The 21633-nt window shown below is 63.0% G+C and carries 21 protein-coding genes and 2 pseudogenes; 6 read left to right on the top strand and 17 right to left on the bottom strand.

The genetic code is table 11. The features are described from left to right. Nucleotides 1–193: 193 nt before the first annotated feature. From NKK51_RS06690 to NKK51_RS06675, 4 genes are all read right to left on the bottom strand, one after another. The gene (locus NKK51_RS06690) at nt 194–790 is read right to left on the bottom strand and encodes a LysE family translocator (RefSeq protein WP_127293144.1); all 597 of its coding nucleotides are present in this window, start codon (nt 788–790) and stop codon (nt 194–196) included. 115 nt (nt 791–905) lie between these two features. Continuing rightward, nucleotides 906–1478: an acetolactate synthase small subunit gene (gene ilvN / locus NKK51_RS06685; protein ID WP_023757090.1), complete on the bottom strand. Its 573-nt coding sequence runs from the start codon at nt 1476–1478 to the stop codon at nt 906–908. 86 nt (nt 1479–1564) lie between these two features. Then, nucleotides 1565–3346 (bottom strand): acetolactate synthase 3 large subunit, encoded by a 1782-nt coding sequence (locus NKK51_RS06680; protein WP_081734942.1) that lies wholly within the window; start codon nt 3344–3346, stop codon nt 1565–1567. A 257-nt stretch (nt 3347–3603) separates the two neighbouring features. Further along, on the bottom strand, nt 3604–4758 hold the full coding sequence (locus tag NKK51_RS06675) for a DUF6600 domain-containing protein (protein WP_352551884.1): 1155 nt from the start codon (nt 4756–4758) through the stop codon (nt 3604–3606). Between the two features lie 58 nt (nt 4759–4816). Here NKK51_RS06675 and NKK51_RS06670 point away from each other — a divergent pair, with 58 nt between their 5' ends. Next, nucleotides 4817–5056 (top strand): hypothetical protein, encoded by a 240-nt coding sequence (locus tag NKK51_RS06670; protein ID WP_352551883.1) that lies wholly within the window; start codon nt 4817–4819, stop codon nt 5054–5056. Nucleotides 5057–5178: 122 nt separating this feature from the next. Continuing rightward, nucleotides 5179–6999 (top strand): NAD(P)-binding domain-containing protein, encoded by a 1821-nt coding sequence (locus tag NKK51_RS06665; RefSeq protein ID WP_352551881.1) that lies wholly within the window; start codon nt 5179–5181, stop codon nt 6997–6999. 73 nt (nt 7000–7072) lie between these two features. On the opposite strand, the pseudogene tmpB reads toward NKK51_RS06665, so the two are convergent. Both tmpB and tmpA read right to left on the bottom strand, forming a co-directional pair. Then, a pseudogene (tmpB, locus tag NKK51_RS06660) lies at nt 7073–7664 on the bottom strand ((R)-1-hydroxy-2-trimethylaminoethylphosphonate oxygenase). After that, nucleotides 7661–8812 carry a 2-trimethylaminoethylphosphonate dioxygenase gene (gene tmpA, locus NKK51_RS06655; RefSeq protein WP_352551880.1) on the bottom strand — a complete coding sequence of 384 codons (1152 nt, stop codon included), beginning with the start codon at nt 8810–8812 and terminating at the stop codon, nt 7661–7663. The pseudogene tmpB and the gene tmpA overlap by 4 nt, the downstream one beginning before the upstream one ends. Before the next feature lie 122 nt (nt 8813–8934). On the opposite strand from tmpA, the gene NKK51_RS06650 reads away from it, so the two are divergent. Then, nucleotides 8935–9819 carry a LysR family transcriptional regulator gene (locus NKK51_RS06650; protein ID WP_352551879.1) on the top strand — a complete coding sequence of 295 codons (885 nt, stop codon included), beginning with the start codon at nt 8935–8937 and terminating at the stop codon, nt 9817–9819. Between the two features lie 4 nt (nt 9820–9823). On the opposite strand, the gene NKK51_RS06645 is transcribed toward NKK51_RS06650, so the two are convergent. From NKK51_RS06645 to NKK51_RS06635, 3 genes are read right to left on the bottom strand one after another with little or no spacing between them, the layout of a single operon-like run. Next, the gene (locus tag NKK51_RS06645) at nt 9824–10351 is read right to left on the bottom strand and encodes a GNAT family N-acetyltransferase (RefSeq protein ID WP_352551877.1); all 528 of its coding nucleotides are present in this window, start codon (nt 10349–10351) and stop codon (nt 9824–9826) included. Between the two features lie 44 nt (nt 10352–10395). Beyond that, the gene (locus tag NKK51_RS06640; RefSeq protein WP_352551875.1) at nt 10396–10704 is read right to left on the bottom strand and encodes a hypothetical protein; all 309 of its coding nucleotides are present in this window, start codon (nt 10702–10704) and stop codon (nt 10396–10398) included. A gap of 4 nt (nt 10705–10708) precedes the next feature. Beyond that, entirely contained in the window at nt 10709–11272 is a 564-nt protein-coding gene (locus tag NKK51_RS06635; protein WP_127293128.1) for an XRE family transcriptional regulator, read from the bottom strand. Nucleotides 11273–11427: 155 nt separating this feature from the next. Between NKK51_RS06635 and NKK51_RS06630 the strand changes: the two genes are divergently transcribed. Further along, nucleotides 11428–13260: an ATP-binding protein gene (locus NKK51_RS06630; protein WP_023813065.1), complete on the top strand. Its 1833-nt coding sequence runs from the start codon at nt 11428–11430 to the stop codon at nt 13258–13260. Between the two features lie 221 nt (nt 13261–13481). Here NKK51_RS06630 and NKK51_RS06625 read toward each other — a convergent pair whose 3' ends face one another. Both NKK51_RS06625 and miaA read right to left on the bottom strand, forming a co-directional pair. After that, nucleotides 13482–14273: a GGDEF domain-containing protein gene (locus NKK51_RS06625; RefSeq protein ID WP_023813066.1), complete on the bottom strand. Its 792-nt coding sequence runs from the start codon at nt 14271–14273 to the stop codon at nt 13482–13484. 105 nt (nt 14274–14378) lie between these two features. Continuing rightward, nucleotides 14379–15338 (bottom strand): tRNA (adenosine(37)-N6)-dimethylallyltransferase MiaA, encoded by a 960-nt coding sequence (gene miaA / locus NKK51_RS06620; RefSeq protein ID WP_031213588.1) that lies wholly within the window; start codon nt 15336–15338, stop codon nt 14379–14381. Here miaA and serB point away from each other — a divergent pair. Together serB and NKK51_RS06610 are read left to right on the top strand one after the other, a co-directional pair. Next, complete coding sequence (gene serB / locus NKK51_RS06615; RefSeq protein ID WP_023813068.1) at nt 15337–16224, top strand: phosphoserine phosphatase SerB; 888 nt, start codon at nt 15337–15339, stop codon at nt 16222–16224. The two genes, miaA and serB, sit on opposite strands and share 2 nt — an antisense overlap. Beyond that, a pseudogene (locus tag NKK51_RS06610) lies at nt 16221–16783 on the top strand (GNAT family N-acetyltransferase). The gene serB and the pseudogene NKK51_RS06610 overlap by 4 nt, the downstream one beginning before the upstream one ends. Here NKK51_RS06610 and NKK51_RS06605 read toward each other — a convergent pair. The 6 genes from NKK51_RS06605 to hflK form a co-directional block, all read right to left on the bottom strand. Continuing rightward, complete coding sequence (locus NKK51_RS06605; RefSeq protein ID WP_023813069.1) at nt 16784–17044, bottom strand: hypothetical protein; 261 nt, start codon at nt 17042–17044, stop codon at nt 16784–16786. Continuing rightward, nucleotides 17041–17466, bottom strand: coding sequence for a putative toxin-antitoxin system toxin component, PIN family (locus NKK51_RS06600; RefSeq protein ID WP_023813070.1), 426 nt, complete (start codon nt 17464–17466; stop codon nt 17041–17043). Before NKK51_RS06600 ends, NKK51_RS06605 begins: the two co-directional genes overlap by 4 nt. A 55-nt stretch (nt 17467–17521) precedes the next feature. Next, the gene (locus NKK51_RS06595) at nt 17522–19039 is read right to left on the bottom strand and encodes a DegQ family serine endoprotease (RefSeq protein ID WP_352551872.1); all 1518 of its coding nucleotides are present in this window, start codon (nt 19037–19039) and stop codon (nt 17522–17524) included. Nucleotides 19040–19166: 127 nt separating this feature from the next. Continuing rightward, nucleotides 19167–19355 (bottom strand): DUF2065 domain-containing protein, encoded by a 189-nt coding sequence (locus NKK51_RS06590; RefSeq protein ID WP_023813072.1) that lies wholly within the window; start codon nt 19353–19355, stop codon nt 19167–19169. A gap of 6 nt (nt 19356–19361) precedes the next feature. Further along, complete coding sequence (gene hflC / locus NKK51_RS06585; protein WP_023813073.1) at nt 19362–20330, bottom strand: protease modulator HflC; 969 nt, start codon at nt 20328–20330, stop codon at nt 19362–19364. Next, nucleotides 20330–21454, bottom strand: a complete 1125-nt coding sequence (gene hflK / locus NKK51_RS06580; RefSeq protein ID WP_023813074.1) for an FtsH protease activity modulator HflK — start codon at nt 21452–21454, stop codon at nt 20330–20332. Before hflK ends, hflC begins: the two co-directional genes overlap by 1 nt. Between the last annotated feature and the right edge of the window lie 179 nt (nt 21455–21633).

Raw genomic sequence — 21633 nt, 5'->3', positions numbered from 1 at the left:
CAACGCGGCCCGTTGCCGCGATTTCGCCGAATAGATAGGACACGCCTTTGTCGGAAAAGGGCCAAAAGGCGGCATTACGAAGATTTAATGTGCACTGCACAACGGATGTGCAACACGGGCTCAATCCCGATCTGGGCGGTACGCCCGAGACTCCGGATCCTGTCCCTTAAAGATCAGATGATGCGCCCCGGGCCTACCTCAGCATCGGCCAAAGCGTCGCCGCCAGCAGCACGCCCATGGCGATGTTGAACCATTTCAGCCGCACCGGGTCCGACAGGAAACCGCGCAGTGCGGTGCCGAACCCAGCCCACACCGAGACGCTCGGCAAATTGACGATGGTGAAAGCCACGGCGATCAACACCACCGACAGGAACGGGTGCTCGGCATTGGCATAGACGGCCATGGCGGTGATCGCCATCACCCACGCCTTGGGATTGACCCACTGGAATGCGGCTGCCTCGATGAAGCGCATGGGCCGCGCTTTCGTCTCGCCCTTGCCGGTCAGCGTGCGCGACATGGCGATCTTCCAGGCGAGGTACAAAAGATAGGCGCCGCCGGCGATCTTGAGCGCGGTATGCAGCGCCGGAAACGCCGTCAACACAGCGCCGAGGCCAAGACCGACGGCAAGCAGCAGCACGAGGAAACCCATGCTGATGCCCAGCATGTGCGGAACGGTTCTGACGAGGCCGAAATTCACGCCCGATGCCAGAAGCATGAGATTGTTTGGCCCCGGCGTGATCGACGTCACGAAGGCGTAGACAAGCAGGGCAAGGAATGCGTCGAGCGACATGGATATCTTCCCTGACAAGTCAGCATCTTGTCCCTTCTCGGCGACCCCGCAAAGGCTACGGACGGCCTCACCATGGAAACTGGCTGACGCGTTCGACGCCAGCCCCGCCGAAGTCCTACATCGCCTGCGGGCCGCGGTTTAACGCTGCCACGCCGGTGCGGCAGATTTCGACCAGGCCGAGCGGTTTCATGATGGCGATGAACTGGTCGATCTTGGAGCCTTTGCCGGTGATCTCGAAGATGAAATGCTCGGTGTTGGCGTCGATGACGCTGGCGCGGAACGCATCGGCCAGCCGCAACGCCTCGACGCGGGCCTCGCCGGTGCCCGCGACTTTGACCAGCGCCAGTTCGCGCTCCAGCGGCCGCTCCTGGCCGGATTCATGCGAACGCACGGTCAGGTCGACGACGCGGTGAACCGGCACGATGCGCTCGAGCTGGTGCTTGATCTGCTCCAGCACATGCGGCGTGCCGCGCGTCACGATGGTGATGCGCGACAGGTGTTTTTCATGCTCGGTCTCGGAGACGGTCAGGCTCTCGATGTTGTAGCCACGCCCGGAAAACAGGCCGATGACCCTGGCAAGCACGCCCGGCTCGTTGTCGACCAGCACGGAAAGCGTGTGGTTTTCCGGCTTTTCCGTCTCCTTGGCGATGAAATAGGCGGAGCCGGTCGGTTGTAGCTGTGCGTTCATGACATGAATCTCGTTTTTCAAGCTCTTGAGCTAATTCTCTGTTTGCGCGGGGCTTTCTTGCGACAGCCCTGCCTTGGTTCTGCCGGCTACACCAGTTCCCTGCCCTTGGCGTCGATGGCATTGGCCACCGCCTCGTCGGTCGCCTCGTCGGGCAAGAGCATCTCATTGTGCGCCTTGCCCGACGGAATCATCGGGAAGCAGTTGGCGAGCGTCGCCACGCGGCAGTCGAACAGCACCGGCTTCCTGACCGAGATCATCTCCTTGATCGCGTCGTCCAGCTCGTCCGGCTTCTCGCAGCGAATGCCGTGGCCGCCATAGGCCTCGGCCAGCTTGACGAAGTCCGGCATCGCCTCGGTGTAGGAATGCGACAGCCGGTTGCCGTGCAGCAACTGCTGCCACTGCCGCACCATGCCCATATACTGGTTGTTCAAGATAAAGATCTTGATCGGCGCGTCGTGCTGCACGGCCGCGCTCATCTCCTGCATCGTCATCTGCACGGAGGCGTCGCCGGCAATGTCGATGACCAGCGCGCCTGGATGCGCGATCTGCACGCCGAGTGCCGCCGGCAGGCCGTAACCCATCGTGCCCAGCCCGCCCGACGTCATCCAGCGGTTCGGCTTCTCGAAATGATAGTGCTGCGCCGCCCACATCTGGTGCTGGCCGACCTCGGTGGTGATGTAGGTGTCCAGACCCTTGGTCAGTTCGTAGAGCCGCTCGATGGCGTATTGCGGCATGATCACGTCGTTGTTCATCTTGTAGGCGAGCGAGTCGCGCGCACGCCATTTGGCGATCTGCTCCCACCAGGGGTAGAGCGCCTTCTTGTCGGCCTTGGCGCTCGCACGCCACAAACGCACCATATCCTCCAGCACCCGGCCGACATCGCCGATGATCGGGACCTCGGTGTGGACGTTCTTGTTGATCGACGACGGATCGATGTCGATGTGGATCTTCTTCGAGTTCGGCGAGAAGGCGGTCAGCCGCCCGGTGATGCGGTCGTCGAAACGCGCGCCGATGCAGATCATCACGTCGCAGTCATGCATGGCCATGTTGGCTTCATAGGTGCCGTGCATGCCGAGCATGCCCATCCAGTTCTTGCCCGATGCTGGATAGGCGCCGAGGCCCATCAGCGTCGAGGTGATCGGGAAACCGGTGAGATCGACCAGTTCGCGCAGCAGATGGCTCGCTTCCGGGCCGGAATTGATGACGCCGCCGCCGCTGTAGATGATCGGCTTCTTGGCACCGGCCATCAGCTCGACCGCCGCCTTGATCTTTTCCAGGTCGCCCTGGACCTTTGGCTGGTAGCTGGTGCGCGGCGCGATCTGCGGCGGGACGTAGAATCCCCTGGCGAACTGCACGTCCTTCGGGATATCGACGACGACCGGACCGGGGCGGCCGGTGGTCGCGACATGGAAAGCCTCGTGGATGGTCGCAGCGAGCTCGTTGACGTCCTTCACCAGCCAGTTGTGCTTGGTGCAGGGGCGGGTAATGCCAACCGTATCGCATTCCTGAAAAGCGTCGGAGCCGATCAGCGAGGTCGGCACCTGCCCCGTCAGGCAGACCAGCGGGATCGAATCCATCAGCGCGTCCTGCAGCGGCGTCACGGCATTGGTGGCACCGGGGCCGGAGGTCACCAGCATGACGCCGGCCTTGCCGGTCGAGCGCGCATAGCCTTCGGCTGCATGGCCGGCGCCCTGCTCGTGGCGCACCAGTATGTGCTCGACATCGTCCTGCTGGAAGATCTCGTCATAGATCGGAAGGACAGCGCCGCCCGGATAGCCGAAGACATGCTTGACGCCATTGTCCTTCAGCGCCTGCACCACCATTTCGGCACCTGTCATCTCGCGCCGCTCGTTCTGTCCGTTGCTCATCGGTCTGGTCCCGTACTGTCGCCATTGGGCGTTTGCTGGTCGTTTAGTCGTGTTTCAGGCAATAAAAAAGGCCCCCGAGGGAGCCTGTGTCTTGCGCATGGGGGGTTTTCGCCCGGCGGTTACACCGCCTTGCCCACGCGCTTTCCTACGAGAATGAGTGCCGTTTTCATGGTGGCGGACACTAAGGGCGGGCAAGGCAGCCTGTCAACGGGAAAAATCGCGCCGGCGCGCACAGCGTGCCGGCACGATCGAGGTGGTCAGCCCGGCGCCTTGCAGCGGGAAACGCGTGGATCGCATTTGGACGCCTTCCTGGCCTGCATCTTCGCTGGCGGATGGTGGGGTGCCACCCTTGCCGGGCCATGGTGCTGGGGCATGTGCATTGCCAGCGCCTGCTGATGCGGCTTTTGTTGCCCGCCACCGAGTGCAAGACGCTGCCCCGAAACCGGCTTGGGCGAAACCGGTTTGGGCGACGATTTGACAACGATGCGTCCGTCGCCCGCGGTCCTGTCGACATGCAGCTTGAGCGCATCGGCCTTCGCGCCGTTGCCGGCGACCATCCGCTTGCGCACGGAGTCGCCAGGCTTCACGACGGCCGGATTGCTGGCAGCCACCGCGCCGGGGGAAATGGCCTTGCCGCCGATCGCAGTCTTGGAGCCCGCCACGATTTGCCCGTTCCCCTTTGTATTGCCGGCAAGTCTCTTGATCTCGGCGCCCCTGGAAGCATCGAGCCGTGCACTGGCAAACACGCCTTTGCGCGGAGGAACCAATTTTGCCGCCTTGATCGACTCGATGACGGGCTTCGGGAGTTGCTGCAGCCGGGGTCCGGCATTGATTGCAACCACCTGATTGCCAAGCCGCACGTGCGGCGCATTGTTGACCAGGACCGTCTGGTTGATGATCGTCGTGTTGCGCATGAGGACGACGTTTTCCTGCACCGGCCGCACCACCCTGACCAGATCGACCGCGCCGATCGCCGCCACAGGCACGAAACACCACCAGGCGTCGTCGAAGGCGACACCGACGTTGGGCGGCGCTGGAGCCCAACCGACGTCATTGCCGCCCTGGCGCCACACCACCCAGGCTGGCGCCCATTGATCGCCGGCGATCCACACCCAGCCGAAATCGGGATCGTAGGCCCAGCGGCCATAGTGATAGACGACATCGCCGAATGGCTCGGTGGACTGCCAGTACCAGCCATCGTCGGTCCAGACCCACCTGCCTTCGGTGTAGGGCCGCCATTCGGTACGGACCGAGGGAACCCAGACATCGCCGAAGCGGCTGGAGGTTCGCCATCCGCCATAGTTCGAAAGCCTTTCGCGGACGGTAACGGCAATTTCCGCCGCATGCGCCTGCGTTCCGGGCAGCACCAGCGGGCCGGTCAGGGTCGCGCTCAAGGCCATGACCGCGGCCATTGCCGCTGCGCGTCCACGCCGGCTAAGGGAGCGACATGAAGACGCTTGGATAAAAGGTATGATGATCATAACGGGCTCCAGAGTTCCGCATCCAGAAAATCCCGGGAACCGTCCTGTTGCCCGCCACCGCTTCCCGGCTTCTCACCGATCGGTTGTCATCGGCCTCGGTGACCGCATTGCGGCATTTGACCATCAATTTTGCGCGACCGGCGCGGCATTCACAAATGGGACGTTCGTTTCCGGCGCCCGGGCGATTCCGAAACCGTCCGGCGATCTCATTTATAGGATAGACCATTGAAATCGCTGGAAACTATGGTGGGGCGTGACGAGGGCCGCCATCTCTGACGATACTTGATCGTCCGGCGGCGAGCCCGGCGGAGCCACCACCATGACGATCTGGATTTCACGGGAGGAAACCTGATGCTCGACAAGCCCTCTAGCAAGAACAAGGCCCCTAGCAAGAAACTGTCCGACCTGCTCGATCAATTCGGCGCCGCGCTTGCTGCCAATGACATCGAGAAGGCGGTCGATTGCTTTCAAGAGGATTGCTACTGGCGCGACCTCGTTACCTTCACCTGGAACATCAAGACCATGGAAGGCCGCGACCAGGTCCGCGACATGCTGAAAAGCCAATTGTCGAACACCAGGCCCTCGCACTTCGCCATCGCCAAGGGCGAGGACACGACCGAGAGCGGCGAACTGATCGAGGGCTGGATCAGCTTCGAGACGGAAGTGGCACGCGGCTTCGGCCATATCAGGCTGAAGAACGGCAAGATCTGGACGTTGCTGACCACCATGGCCGAACTGAAAGGCCACGAGGAGCCGGCAGGCTTTGCGCGGCCGATGGGGGCCAGGCACGGCTCGGGCAAGAACCGTCCGACATGGAAAGAAGAACGCGAGAGGGAAGCCGCCGAGCTCGGCTTCAAGACGCAGCCCTATACGGTGATCATCGGTGGTGGCCAGGGCGGTATCGCGCTCGGCGCGCGGCTGCGGCAGCTTGGCGTGCCGACCATCATCATCGAGAAGAACGAGCGGGCCGGCGACAGCTGGCGCAAGCGCTACAAGTCGCTGTGCCTGCATGACCCGGTCTGGTACGACCATCTGCCCTATATCGACTTCCCGAAGAACTGGCCGGTTTTCTCGCCCAAGGACAAGATCGGCGACTGGCTGGAAATGTATACCAAGGTGATGGAGCTGAATTACTGGTCCTCGACCGAGGCCAAAAGCGCGTCCTATGACGACAAGACGAAGGAATGGACCGTTCTCGTCCACCGCGACGGCAAGGACATCACGCTGAAGCCGAAGCAGCTGGTGTTGGCCACCGGACAGTCCGGCAAGGCCAATCTGCCGAAATTCAAGGGCATGGAGACCTTCAAGGGCGACCAGCACCACTCCTCGAAGCACCCGGGTCCCGACGCCTATGCCGGCAAAAAGGCCGTCGTCATAGGCTCCAACAATTCCGCCCATGACATCGCAGCGGCACTTTGGGAAGCCGGCGCCGACGTGACCATGGTGCAGCGCTCGAGCACCCATATCTCCAGGTCCGACACGTTGATGGAAATCGGACTGGGTTCGCTCTATTCGGAGCAGGCGCTGCAGAATGGCATCACCACCGCCAAGGCTGATCTCATCTTCGCTTCGCTGCCCTACAAGATTCTGCACGAGTTCCAGATCCCGGCCTATGCCGAGATGAAGAAGCGCGACGCGGCATTCTACAAGGGTCTGGAAAAGGCCGGCTTCATGCTCGACTGGGGCGACGACGAATCCGGCCTGTTCATGAAGTATCTCCGGCGCGGCTCCGGCTACTATATCGATGTTGGCGCCTCGCAGCTGGTCATCGATGGTTCGATCAAGCTGAAGAGCGGCGTCGACGTCGAGGAAATCAAGCAGCACTCTGTTCTGCTCAGCGACGGGTCGGAACTGCCTGCGGACCTCATCGTCTACGCCACCGGCTACGGCTCGATGAACGGCTGGGCCGCCGATCTGATATCCCGCGAAACCGCCGACAAGGTCGGCAAATGCTGGGGCCTCGGCTCGAACACCACCAAGGATCCCGGCCCCTGGGAAGGTGAGCTGCGCAACATGTGGAAGCCGACGCAACAGGAAGCGCTGTGGTTCCACGGCGGCAATCTGCACCAGTCACGTCACTATTCGCAATTTCTGTCGCTGCAATTGAAGGCCAGGCAGGCAGGCCTGCCGACGCCGGTCTACGGGCTGCAGCAGGTGCACCATAAGGGATAGCCGAGCGCCATTCCGGCAAAGCCGGAAGAAAGAAGGAGGCACGGCTTGCACCCTGCCTCCTTCCCTGGGGAATTTACGCCGGCTTGCCCGCGGCGAACTGCGTCACCACCCGCTGCAGCAGCGGCACGTAATCGCGAAATGCCCGTGTCTTCATGTTGGCGATCTTGCCGCTCTCGTCCCAGATGCGGACCCGGACCGCTTCCTCATGGAAGGGGTTCTTGCGGAACTCGGCGACCTCCTCGGCATTCATCGGCCCGCCCTGCAGCGACAGCGTGTGCACCGAGGCCTGCGAAAGCCTGCCGAAATAGGTCGGGTCGGTGGCGCAGAGATAGCGCTTGGCGGCGACATGCAGCCTGACGCATTCGACGATGACAGGTGGAAAGAACGGCGCCAGCACCTCGCCGCCGGCCTCGTCATGATGCTTGTCCTCGACATCCTCGGGTGAATAGGTGCCGAACTCGCTGGTGTAATGGCCGATGTCGTGCAGCAGCGCCGCCGCCACCAGTTCGTCCGGCGCGCCGTCCTTTTCAGCGAACCAGGCACCCTGCAGCATGTGCTCCGACATGGTGACGGGTTCGCCGAGATAGGATTCGGCGCCCCCGGCGCTCGAAGATGTCGGCGATGAACTCGACGATGGTGTCCGCGTTCAAATCCTGGCCGCTCATTCCGCCGCCTCCTTGAACCCGTGCTCGATTGCCGCGAGCGTCGACAGCAGACCGTCCTTGTCTGCGTAGCAACCCTGCAGCCAGCGCTTACCGGTACCGGAAAACGCCTTGCGGGCATGCATGACGCGGGTGTTGTCGACGATGAACGCTTGCCCCGCTTCGAGCTTGAACGTCACCTCGAAGGATGGATCCTCGATCAGTTCCGCAAACCGGCGATAGGCGGCGTAGTACGCTTCCATATCGCTGAACGGCACGTCGACCGTCGGCGCCAGCGAGCGGTTGTTGAAGCGGATGCAAATCAGCTCGCCATCGGGCCCGAGCTCGATCATCGGCCGCTTCGCCTGCAGCCGCACGCCGGAAGAGCCGGCATACTCGAAGCGCGCCGGGCATGAGCTCAGCAGCCGGAAGCCTTCCGGGTTCTCAGCCTGCAGCGCAGCCGCGACTGCAAACCCGTCGACGACACTGGACTCGCCGCCCTCAACCGTATTCTCGATGCAGGACAGGATCTGCAGCGTCGGCACAGGGTCGCGATAGGGATTGTCGGTGTGCGCCTGGAGGCCGAGATTCGTGTAGGCGAGATTGCTCGGATTGACCTCGGCGCGCACTTCGAACCAGCGCCCGTAATTGGTCTCCCTGATATAGCCGAACAGATCGGACACTTTGCACAGTGCCCCGGATTCGGTCGGCAGATCATCCATCACCGCGAAGCCATAGGTTTTCACCGCCGACAGCCATTGCCCCAGCACAGCGCGATCGCGGCTGGCCGCAACATAGCCGGCGCGCGGCACCGAATTCTGCATCGAGGCCTTGGTCCATCGCACGGTGGCCTCGCCTGTCCAGCCGGGCTGGCGGCCTGCGTCACGATCATAGGCATTGGCGCTCAGCCATGCCGCGGGAAAGCTGACCGTCTTCTGCTCGGGCACGAAGCTGACTTCCAGGGCGCCGCCTTTGATCGACGCGGCGCCGATCCTGGTGTCGGCGGGAATGTCGAGAATGGTGATGAGCCGTTGACCATTGCCGGCGCTGCGCGTCTTGTCGTCCAGCGCATTGTCGCGCAGCCACATGGCGTGAAAACGGCTGCGCGACCCGTCCTGCCAGCCAAGGTCGATTGTTCTGCCTTCGTCGCCGATCCGCGCCTGGGTGAGCATGGAGATCCGTTCCTGTCCATTGCGTCCCCCGCAGCCTGATCCGCAGGGTTTCGATTGCATGTTGATCGCGCGACAGACATAACTCAAATTATCATTTTTTAGCCAATGACCGCAGAATACTAATGGCTCGTACAAATACACCGGTGCCGCCTCTGGACTGGCTGCGCAGTTTCGAGGCGGCGGCGCGGCTGTCGAATTTCACCGCGGCGGCAGCCGAGCTCGGTCTCACCCAGGCAGCCGTCAGCCAGCACATCCGGTTTCTCGAGGAGCGGCTCAAGACACGTTTGTTTTCGCGGCTGGCGCGGGGCGTCGCACTGTCGCCGGAGGGAGCAGCCTACCTGCCTCACATCCAGTCGGCCTTCGCCACCATCGGCAACAGCACCGCGGAACTGTTCGAGCCGCGTGCCGTCCAGACCGTGACCATCCGGGCGCCGATCTCCTTTGCCTTGCTCATGCTGGTTCCGGCGCTGCCCGATCTGGCAAAGTCACTGCCGCGCATCCAGCTCGATCTGGTGACGATCCATCGCCCTGCTGACTACGATCTGCCGGGCTCGGTGCTCGACATCCGCTTCGGCAACGGATCCTTCCCCGGCCGCGAAGCCGACAGGCTGACCGCCGAGCGGCTCGTGCCGGTGGCCGCACCTGCGCTCGCCGGCGACGACGACTGGCCTTCCCAACCGCTGCTTCTGGTCGCCGGCGCGCGCGAGATGTGGGCGGAATGGTTCGCCGCCGCTGGACTGGCTGGCCATCCCAGGCGATCGCACCGCTTCGACAGTTTCGTTACCGCCATGGAGGCGGCGAGCGCCGGCGCCGGCGTGCTTTTGGGCTCGCGGCCGCTGGTCGATGCGGCGCTCGACAGCAAGACGCTGGTCAGGCTTTCCGACTATGAACTTTCCAGCACATCGGGGCATTTCCTGACCAAGGCGTCGACCGCGCGCCTGACCGGTGCCGAGCAGGATTTCCGGAAGTGGCTGCTGTCGCGCCTCTCCGGTTCGGCGCCGGCATGACTGGTTACGAGATTGGCCTGATCCGCTTCCAGTAGATCAGCGTGCCGGTCAGCCCGCCATGCGGCTTCAGGGCATAGTCCGGTATCTCGCCGGCCAGCGTGAAGCCCAGCCGCTCATAGAGGCCGGAAGCGCCCTCCTCTGTTGCCGTGTCCAGAACCAGCAGCGTGCGGCCTTTCTCCACCGCAAGGCTCTCGGCGGCCCGCATCAGGCGCGTTCCCACACCCCTGCCCCGGTGGTCGACTGATGTCATCAGTTTGGCGATCTCGGCCCGGTGCGGCTGGTTGGGCGGGCAGTCGAGCAGCAAGGTCACGGTGCCGACCAGGTTTTTGCCATCCCAGGCGCCAAGCACCGATCTTTCGCCCCTTGCCGCCGCGGCCAGCGATTTTTCCCAGAACGTCCTTGCCGCCTGCGGCGCCAACGGATGCATGAAGCTGACCGAACCGCCGGCCGCCACCGTTGCGACCAGCAATTCGGCCAGCATGTCCTGCGTCTCGGCAGCCGGGTTCAGGGTTGCGATCTCGATCGAGTTCATGTGCAGGATATCCTGTGATTGAGATAGAAGCGGGCGCATTGCTGTCAGTCCAGATGGCGCGCGCGGCGTCGCTTTCGCGCCGCCTTGATGGCGCTGATGCGGTCGGCGTCTTCGTGCCCGAGATGCCGCCCGCGCTCGAGGATCTCGAGCGTGTACTCCTCATAGGTCAGGCCAAGCCGCTCGGCTCTGTCCATGCGCAGCAGCATGACCTCGTGGCTCGGCGCCTTCCACGCCTTGGCATGGGCGGCCTGCCAGGCAAGAAAGATGTAGGGATCGCCCTTGCCCCATGGCGGGCTCTTGTACTCATCGAGAGGCGGCCCCCCATTATGGGAGCGCTTTGGTCTTCTTGCCATTGTGTCAGCCCCTGACCAGCGCGACGAGATAGTCGGCGCCGGGCTCGAGGGCATGGAAGGTGCAGTCCGACGGCGCCCCGAGCGCCAGGCAGTCGCCTGATACAAGCTTGTGCACCGCCTCACCTTCGATGAATTCGAGCCGCCCGGAAATCAGCCATATCTGCTGCTTGATGAAAGCGTAGGAGGCCGCCGGAAAGCTGACTTTGGCGCCCGCCGGCAGATGCACCTTGATCAGTTCCAGCGGCATATCGCCAGCCGGCGAAAGATGCCGCCTGACATAGCCGGTGTCGGGATCGCGCCACACCGGCTGGTCGGCCTCGCGCAATATCCCGCCGCCCTGCAATTCCGCGCGTGCGATCAAGGTCGACAGCGTCATGCCGAAGGCCGACGCGATGCGCACCAGAAGCGCCGCCGTCGGGCTGGTCTTGCCCCGCTCGATCGTGCTGAGCATCGCCTTCGAGACGCCGGAACGCTCCGCGAGTTCGGCCAGGGACCAGTCGCGCACGATCCTTTCGGCGTGTATCCTGCGGCCGATCGTCGAGGAAATGTCGTTCGCTATATCATCCATATGTCTATTATAGCGAAAAATAGACGCCGGAGAAGAGCCGCCTTGCGACAATTTCCACGAGCCCCTTAATGCTCTCTACACCATCCGACCTCATCGGGCCTTAACCCCATTCGGGTAGCATCGATGCTCCAGGGGAAATGGGGATTGGCCTGTCCATGTATGTCGAACGCGAAGCCTCCGTTGGAGAACCGACATCGCAGGAGCGCCGCGACGCAGAGCAGAACGACAAGCGCATCCTCGGCAATGTCGTGCAATGCGATGGCGCGCGCGCCACCATCAGCGCCTACGCGAACGACGCCGACGGCGCGGTGACCGGCCTGTGGACGGTCGGCAAGATGATTTCCATCAATCTCGGATCGACGCGAACCGTCGGCCTGGTCTACGCAATCGGCAAGTCGGACCGCGCGTGGAGCAATGAGGGCCAGAACGCCATCGAGGTCAGCATCGAGCTGATCGGCGAAGTCCGTGACGGAGCAGAGCCCGGCGCCAAACCGGTCTTCGACCGCGGCATCACCACCTATCCGCATATCGGCGCCGTTGCGCATCGCATCCGCACCCGCGACCTGCAGGCGGTCTATGACCTCGCGGGGCGTCATTCGATCACGATCGGCACGCTCGCGCAGGACGAGACGATCGCCGCCAACATCGCCATCGACGATACGCTGGCGCGTCACTTCGCCATTGTCGGCACCACCGGCGTCGGCAAATCCACCGCCGTCTCGCTGCTGCTGCGCAAGTCGATCGCGGCACGGCCGGATCTGCGCATCCTGATCCTCGACCCGCACAACGAGTTCGCTGCATCGCTGCCCGAATACTGCGTCAGGGTCGATTCCAAAACCCTGGATCTTCCGTTCTGGATGTTCACGCTGGAGGAATTCGCCGAGGTGCTGTTCCGGGGCCGCGAGACCGAGCCGGAAGAAATCGACGCCTTGCGCGACCTCATTCCGGCCGCCAAGAATCTCTACCGCAACCCGAATTCGGGCTCCTATATCAGGCGCGGCAGCGATGCGCTGACCGCCGATACTCCGGTGCCTTACCGCATCGCCGACCTGCTCAAGCAGATCGATGAGCGCATGGGCATGCTCGAAAGCAAGACCGATCGCCCGACGCTCAAATCGCTGAAGACGCGCATCGAATCGGCTGCGGCCGATCCACGCTACCGCTTCATGTTCAACTCGCGCCTGATCGAGGACACCATCCACGAGACGATCGGCAACATCTTCCGCGTGCCGCATCATGGCCGCCCGGTAACCTGCTTCGAGATGGCCGGCATGCCGTCGGAAGTGGTCAATTCCGTCTGCTCGGTGCTGGCGCGCCTGGCCTTCGATCTCGCTCTGTGGAGCGAGGGCAAGCTGCAGCTTCTGTTTTTGTGCGAAGAGGCGCACCGCTATATGCCGGCCGACCCGCGTCTCGGCTTCGCGCCGACCAGGCACGCGCTGTCGCGCATCGCCAAGGAAGGCCGCAAATATGGCTGCTATCTCGGCGTCGTCACCCAGCGCCCTGGCGAGCTCGACCCGACCATCCTGTCGCAATGCTCGACTTTTTTCGCCATGCGGCTTGCCAATGAGCAGGACCAGGCGATCATCCGCTCGGCGATTGCCGATTCTTCCGCCTCGACGCTTGCCTTCCTGTCCTCCATGGGCCAGCGCGAAGCCATCGCCTTCGGCGAAGGCGTGGCGACGACCATGCGGCTGAAGTTCGAAAAACTGCCGAGCCACCTGCTTCCTGGCACCGCCAAGCGCGAAGAAGCCGCCTCGTCGAAAGCCGGCGACGATGTCGATCTGGTGGCGATCGTGGAACGACTGCGCAACGTGCCGAAATCAACGCAGCAGGCGATGGCCTTCGCCGAGGTCGTCGATTCAGGCCGCCAGGCCGGCGATCCCGACTACCGCAAGCCACCCGCCGCACGCGCGCCATCGGACGACGATTTCGACATGCGCTACGGCCTAAAGCCCGCAACCTTCGGCCTGCGCCCGCAAAACGATTGAGTTTGGGCGTCACGCACATCGGCGGATGGGTCTGAGCACCCAAGTCAGGGCTTCCGATATCCATTGGAAAAGCCTGGGTAAATCCCGTCAGGGAATTCGTCAGGCTGAGTCGGGTGGTGCTGTTTTCGAGAACCGAAGCGGAGCGGACATTTGAGTCCGTGAGCATCGGAAGCGCAGAAAACGGCGCCAGACGGTCAGCCTCACGAATTCAGTGATGGGATTTAGGCGCAGACGCGGTTGCGGCCTTGCCTCTTCGCTTCGTAAAGCTGGCGGTCGGCGCGGCGATAGAACTCTTCCGCTGTTTCCTTGCGGTCCCAGACGGCGAGCCCGACGCTGGTGGTGATCTTGAGGCGGACATTGCCCGACAGCACCGACATGTTGGCGATCGCCTTGCGGATGCGCTCGGCAAACTTGCCCAGAAGCTCGGCGTCCATGTTGGGCGTGACCACGGCGAACTCCTCGCCGCCCAATCGCGCCACCACATCGTGGTAGCGCGTCATGTCCTTGAGACAGTTCGCGACGGCCTTGAGCACTTCGTCGCCGATGTCATGGCCGTGGGTGTCGTTGACCTGCTTGAAATGGTCGAGATCGAGGATCATCAGCCCGACGGGCTTTTCGATGCGCCGGAACTCCTCAAGATACTCCTTCAGCGCATCATCGAAATAGCGCCGGTTCTGCATGCCGGTCAGGCCGTCGGTCAACGCCGCATGCTCGAGTGTTTCCGAGCGCGCGCTGAGCGAGACCGTCATGGCGCGCAGCTTGCCTTCCTCCGTCGCCTGTTTGCGGATCAGCGGATAGATGAAGAAAATGCCGAAGAACAGCGCGGTGGCCAGGAGCACGCCGGTCGCGAACAAGAGCTTGTTGAGATAGATGACCTTGTCCAGACCCGAAGCCGTATGCAACTCGTCGGCGAAGGACTGCAGAAGTCCGTAAGCATGCAGCGTCACCAGGCCGGCGGCCAGGATCACGAATATAAAGACGAAAAATGCTGATTCCGCCTTGTGGAAACGCATCTGCTCCCCGTTGGAAAAGTGCCCACTGATCTTATGGCATGGGCGGGCTTACGGAGGGTTAATTCAGACAACCACAACGGGAACCTTTCCTTGCAGGTAAACTTTTCAGGTTGCATCGGAAGCAAGCGCTGAGATCGTGGTTTCCAGATCATCACCGGGGCGCAACCTCAGCCATTCCGGCCCCAATTGATGCCTGAACCAGGTGGTTTGCCGCTTGGAATATTGCCTGGTCGCGATCTTGGCGCGTTCGATTGCCTCGGGAAAGCCAATCTCTCCGGCCATCGCTGCCTGCAGTTCGCGAACGCCGATCGCTTTCATCGCCGGCAATTCGGGATCGAGGCCAAGTGCCGCAAGCCGCTTGACCTCGTCCAGCGCGCCCTTGTCCAGCATCTGGTCGAAGCGTTTGTCGATGCGAGCGACCAACGCCGCCCGATCCGGATCGATCACCAGGAAACGCGCGCTTTCCCGGTCGATGAGCGGCTGGCCGCGTTCCGCCTGCCATTCCAGGATCGAACGGCCAGACGCATCGAGAACCTCCAATGCCCGCACGACGCGCTGGCTGTCGGTTGGCTTGAACATCATGGCGGCCGCCGAATCCTCGCGCAGCAGCAGGCTGTGCAGCTTGACGGCGCCCTGCTCCTTCAACTCATAGCGCCAACGGTCGCGGACCCGCTGCGGAATGTCGGGCATTTCCGAAATGCCCTCGGCCAGCGCGCGGAAGTAGAGCCCGGTGCCGCCGACGAAAATCACTGGCCGTTCGAAGAATGTGCCGTCGTCGATCAGCTTCATCACGTCGCGCAGCCAGGCGCCGGTGGAATAGGCGGTGGCCGGTTGGACATGGCCATAAAGATAATGCGGTGCGCGGGCGAGGTCGGCCGCCTCCGGCCGGGCGGTCAGCACGTCGAGCACCGAATAGCCCTGCATGGAATCGGTGTTGACGATCACGCCACCCCTGTGCTCCGCCAGATCGAGCGCAAGCGCCGACTTGCCGCTGGCGGTCGGCCCGGCTATCAGGATCGCGTTCTTCACGCGGCCCTTGCCCGCCTGCCCGCCGGAATGTTCCATGCCGCTCGTCGCCACGCTTGTTTCCCGTCCCACTGAGCGCGCTTTGTCGCTGTCGCTTGCGAATATGGCCTCACGGTCGGTCGGCGCAAGCGCTGTTGTCTGGCTGGCTGAAGCTATTGCCTGCGATCTCGTCCTGCCTGAGGCAGCCGACGCCGCCGTTACGAGTGCCGTCTTGCGCAAGGCACTCGCCGGCGAGGCGGTCGACGTGATCGTCCAAGAGGCAGAAACCCGCCGCAAGAAAATCCTGATCGCCGACATGGATTCGACCATGATCGACCAGGAATGCATCGACGAGCTGGCCGACGAGATCGGCGTCAAGGATCATGTCGCGGCCATCACCGCGCGATCCATGAATGGTGAGATCGCCTTCGAACCGGCTTTGCGCGAGCGGGTGGCGTTGCTCAAGGGCCTCGACGCCGCCGTGGTCGATCGCATCGTCGCCAATCGCCTGACGCTGGCCGCGGGCGGCCGTGTTCTGGTCCGGACCATGCGCGCCAACGGCGCCTGGACGGCACTCGTGTCTGGCGGGTTCGAGGTCTTCACGACGCGCATCGCCGCCATGCTCGGCTTCCAGGAGAACCGTGCCAATCGCCTGCTCGAGCAGGATGGCCGCTTCACCGGCCTTGTCGGCGAGCCGATCCTCGGCCGCGCCGCCAAGGCGGACGCGCTGATCGAAATTTCAGCGCGCCTCGGCCTGACGCCCGCCGACGCCATCGCCGTCGGCGACGGCGCCAATGATCTCGACATGATCCGCCTGGCCGGTACCGGTGTCGCGCTCCACGCCAAGCCGACGGTGGCGGCACAGGCCAAGGTCCGCATCAATCATGGCGACCTGACCGCGCTGCTTTATGTGCAAGGCTACAGGCAGGAGGAGTTTGTGCAATGAAACCAATGCGTACCGAGCGCCTGATCCTGCGCAACTGGGAAGATCGCGACCGCGACCTGTTCCACCGCATCAACTCCGACGAACAGGTGATGGAGTTCTTTCCGTTCCGCCGCGACCGCGCCCAGGCGGATGCCAAGATGGACGAGTTGCGAGGCGTGACCGACCGCGACGGCTATGGCTTTGCCGCCGCCGAGATCATCGCCACCGGTGAATGCATCGGCTTTGTCGGCATCACCGGAACCGAGCATATGCCGTTCCTGCCGGCCGGCACCGTCGAGATCGGCTGGCGGCTGGCGCCTGAATTCTGGGGCAAAGGCTATGTCACTGAAGCCTCGGAAGCCTGGCTGGCCCACGACTTCGAAACCCTCGGCCTTGGCGAGATCGTGTCTTTCGCGGTCTATGACAACCACCGCTCTACGCCGTCATGCAACGCCTCGCCATGACCGCCGATCCGTCCGCCGACTTCGACCACCCCGGCATTCCCGACAGCCATCCCGCGCTCAAGCGACATGTGTTCTACCGGCTGACTGCCAAGAATTGGCGAAAGAAATGTCGCTGATCAATGTCGATCAGGCGGAAGCTCATCGCCAGGTTGCGGAGGTCCGGCAGCAACCCGCTCAAGCAGCTTTCCAAAATCGTCAGCGGACGCATCGCCTGTCCGACGACGCAGGAACTCGGCCGCTGTTTCCATTGCCCCAACTTTCTGCGCCACGGCCGAAGCGATCCACTGATTGAGCGACACGCCATCGGCCTTTGCCAAGCGCATGGCCGCCTCCTTGACCGAAAGCGGGAGTTTCAACGGATAAGTCGCTTTGCTCATGTTCGAAATCCTTCCAGGAACTCAGCCGGGCTTACGACTTGGACATCGAAACGGCCTGCCCCAGCCACAAAATCCCGGCGATTGTGAGTCACCAACGCATCCGCCCGACCGTTGATCGCCGCTTCCAGCACCATCTCATCCTTCGGATCGCTCAATTGCGGACGCCAGAGAAAGTGCAGTTCGACCGGCTCGGCCAAGGCCGCAAAGCCGGCCAACAGTCCATCTAAATCCGTAGTGGACAACCCGTGAATCGCCATTTGCTCGGGTCGGGACAGAACGGTTTCGTATTCAAGAAACAGCGCTGTCGTCACCAATGGGCAAACCCGCCGGTCCGCAACCAGTTGCAAGATAGCGAACGATGCACCATTCCTGCTTCGCAAACCTGCCGTCAGAACGTTTGTGTCCAGTACGATCCGCTTCACAAGGCAAAATAGTACATCCCATAGGATGTTACAATATGCCTGCGGGCTGCTGACTTCAGTCCATCCGGATCGTCACGAACCTGAGCTCACCGGTCTTCGAGGCCAGCATCAAGAGTGCATTCTTGCGCCCCTGTTCCTTCAAGGCGCCGATGCGATCCATGACGTCCTTGGGGGTGGCGACCGATTCCTGTGCGATCTCGGTGATCACCTCGCCGGGCTGGATGCCGCGTTCGGCGGCTGCCGAGTCCTTGGTGACGTCGGTGATGACGACGCCCGAAACATCGGCCGCAATGCTGAACCTCTTGCGTGTCTCGTCGTTCAGTTCGCCGACCGTCATGCCGAGCACCGAAGCAGTGGAAACGGCTGGAGCCTTGTCACCCTTGTCCTGGTCGGTGTTGCTGCCCTCCTCGCCGCTGGCGAGTTTTTCGCCATCCTCGAGCCGGCCGAGCGTTACTTTCACGGTCTGCTCGACACCCTTGCGCACGATGAGCACATCGACCGCCTTGCCAACCGGGCTTTCGGCGACGACGCGCGGCAGATCGCGCATCTCATGGATGTCCTTGCCGTCGAACTTGATGACGACATCGCCCGCCTGGATGGTGCCATTGTCGACCGGGCCGCCCTTGATCACGCCGGCGACCAGCGCGCCCTTGGCGGTCGCCATGCCGAGGCTTTCGGCGATGTCGTCGGTCACCGGCTGGATGCGCACGCCCAGCCAGCCGCGCCGCGTCTCGCCGAACTGGCGCAACTGGTCGACGACGCCGGACGCGAGCTGCGAGGGGATGGAGAAGCCGATGCCGATCGAACCGCCGGAAGGCGAAATGATCGCCGTGTTGATGCCGATGACTTCGCCGGCGCTGTTGAACAGCGGTCCGCCGGAATTGCCACGGTTGATCGCGGCATCGGTCTGGATGAAGTCGTCATAGGGGCCGGAATTGATGTCGCGGTTGCGGGCAGAGACGATGCCGACCGTCACCGTGCCGCCGAGGCCGAACGGATTGCCGATCGCCATTACCCAGTCGCCGACGCGCATCTTGGTGGAATCGCCGAACTTCACCGCCGTCAGCTTGTGGCCTTTCGGATCGACCTTGAGCACGGCGACATCGGTCTTGGTGTCGGTGCCGACCAGCGTCGCCTTCAAGGTGACACCATCGGAGAAATTGACCTCGATGTCATCGGCATCGGCAATGACATGGTTGTTGGTGACGACGATGCCTTGCTCGGCATCGATGACGAAGCCGGAGCCCAGCGACTGCACCTTCTGCGAGCCGTTGTCCTTGTCGCCGCCGCGGTTCTTGAAGAAATCGTCGAAGAAATCCTGGAAGGGCGACCCCTCGGGCAATTGCGGCATCGGCACGGCGCCCGGGCCTTCGGTGCCCTTGACCGTCTGCGAGGTCGATATGTTGACCACCGCGCCGAGCAGGCCTTGCGCCAGATCGGCGACCGAAGCGGGTCCATCGGCGGCAAATGTCGGCGTCACGAAGGACGGGACAGCGACGGCGCTGACAAGAAGTGCCGCCGCGCCGGCGATGAATGTCCGCCGAGCCGCGCACAGAATTGTATTGGATGTCATCGAGAAGCCTCCCGGTATCCTTGAAAAGAAAAGCGCTTCGACGAAAACGCCGCGTCACGCCATGTTGGCAAAAAATACGGCACGTTTGCGGCTATGACTATCGGCAGAGGATAAATCATCGCCGCCGTCATGCGCCCCGCACCAGCCAGACGATGCCGACGCCGATCACGATCGCCGCCAGCCCGGCGATCCGCAGCGCGTTCTCGGGCAGCGACAGCACTTCGGTGGCAAGTTTCCTGGCCAGGCCGGGAAAACCGCCATAGACCAGACCCTCTATGACAAGGACCAGGCCCATGGCGGCAAGAAAATCCTGCACCGGCCGCTACTGGCCGGTGCTGGGCTGTGCCGCCGGCGCGGCGGGTGCCGTCGCCGGAGCGTTTGGCGCAGGCGAAGCCGGCTTTGCCGGCCCCTCGCTGCCGTCGGGATTGCGGAAGAAACGGAAGAACTCCGAGTTCGGCGACAGCACCATCGTCGTTCCGGTGTTGTCCAGCGCCGTGCCATAGGCATTCATCGACCGGTAGAAGTCGAAGAAGGCCGGATCGCGCTGATAGGCTCCCGCGAAGGTGGCGCTGCGCTGGGCTTCGCCCTCGCCGCGCAGGATTTCCGACTCTTTTTGCGCTTCGGCGACAATCTCGACCACTTCGCGATCGGCGCGGGCCGTGATGCGCTGCGCCGCTTCGTTGCCGCGTGCCCTCAGCCGCGCAGCTTCCGCCAGGCGTTCCGCCTTCATGCGGTCGAAGGTCTGCTGCGAGACTTCGGCCGTGAGATCGGTGCGGCGGATACGGACATCCTCGATCTGCAGGCCGAGCGAGGTGGCGTCGGGCCTGAGCTGGTCGCGGACTTCGCGCATCATCACGCCGCGCTCTTCGGAGAGTGCTGCCTCGAAATCACGCAGACCATAGACACGGCGCAAGGCAGCGTCGAGACGCGTCCTGAGCCGGGCCTCGGCCAATTCGATCTGACCGGACACGGCGGAGCGGAAGACCCGCGGATCCGAGATGCGGTAGGCGATGAAGGCATCGACCTCATAGAACTTGCCGCCCGAGACCTGGACGCGGATGTTGTCGAGGTCGAAGCGCAGCACCCGGTTCTCGATCAGCTGCACCGTATCGGCGTCGAAGAACGAGAACGGCGCCTTGAAGTAGATGCCGGGTTCGCTCTTGACGTCGACGATCTCGCCGAACCTGAGCACCAGCGCCTGCTGACGCGCATTGACCACGAAGACCGACGAATAGAGCAGGAACAGGATAACCGCTGCTGCGACGACGATGATGGGAAGACGGTTGGCCATCACTGGTTACCTCCCGTAACGCCACTGGGCGCAGCGGGTGCCGGCGCTTTCGGCTGCAATGCCGGCAGCGGCAGATAGGGAACGACCCCTTGCCCGTTGCCCTGCTCGACGATGACCTTGCTCGAATCCTTCAGAACCTTCTCCATGGTTTCCAGGTAGAGGCGCTTGCGCGTTACATCGGGCGCCTTGGCATATTCGTCATAGACCGAGATGAAGCGCTGCGCCTCACCCTCGGCTTCCTGCACGACCCGGTTCTTGTAGGCGGCCGCGTCTTCGCGGATCTGTGCGGCCTCGCCGCGCGCCTGCCCGAGCTTCTGGTTGGAGTACTGGTTGGCCTGCTCGACGAACTTGTCCTCGTCCTGCTCGGCGCGCTGCACTTCGTCGAACGCATCGGCCACTTCACGTGGCGGTGCCGCATCCTCGATCGAGACGGCGTTGACGTTGAGACCGGCCTTGTAGCCGTCCAGCGTCGTCTGGATGATTTCACGCACCGAGGCGGCAATGCCCTGGCGGTCGTCGCGGAAGATGTCCTGCGCCGGCCGGCGGCCGACGGCTTCACGCATGGCGCTTTCGGCAACCTGCCGCAGCATGCCGTCGGGATCGGACACATCGAAGAGATACGCGCTCGGGTCGGAGACCTGATAGGCGACCGAGAACTGGACGTTGACGATGTTCTGGTCGCCGGTAAGCATCAGCCCGGACGTGTTGCCACTCGTCGCGCCGCCGCCGCCGATATCGACGAGCTGCTCGGAAATCTTGGCCGTCTCGACGGTTTCGAGCGGCCACCAATGGAAATGCAGGCCAGGCTGCGACAGTTCGGTCTTCGGCTTGCCGAAGCGCAATTCGACCGCGACCTCGTCGGGCTGCACGGTATAAACCGCCTTGAACGCCCACAGCACCACAAGTGCAGCCGCGATCAGGGCGAAGATAGCCGGGCTTGCGCCGCCGCCACCCGGCAGAGCGCGCCGCAGCCGGTCCTGGCCGCGGCGGATGATGTCTTCGAGATCGGGAGGCGAGCCCTGTGGGCCGCTGGGTCCCTTTGGACCCTGCCCCCAGGGTCCCTGATTGTTGCCGCCGCCACCCCATGGGCCGCCGCCACCGCCGCTTTTGTCGTTCCAGGGCATGAATGTCCTTTCGCTTGGAATTCCCTCAAGCGCCGGTATTACGGCGCAAAATCCAGTATTGTTCTTCTATAGGGACGCCACGAGGCGCTTTCAACGCGATGCGCTGCCGACTTCGTCCGATTTGTCCGGTCGCGACCCTTTGTCTTCCTTCAATGCCCCCTTCAATGCCCCTTTTTTCA

The organism is Mesorhizobium sp. M0011, assembly GCF_040324155.1.
In the GTDB taxonomy this organism is placed as follows: domain Bacteria; phylum Pseudomonadota; class Alphaproteobacteria; order Rhizobiales; family Rhizobiaceae; genus Mesorhizobium.
The sequence above is the reverse complement of the archived record's forward strand: the minus strand, read 5'-3'. Positions and strand labels throughout refer to the sequence as shown.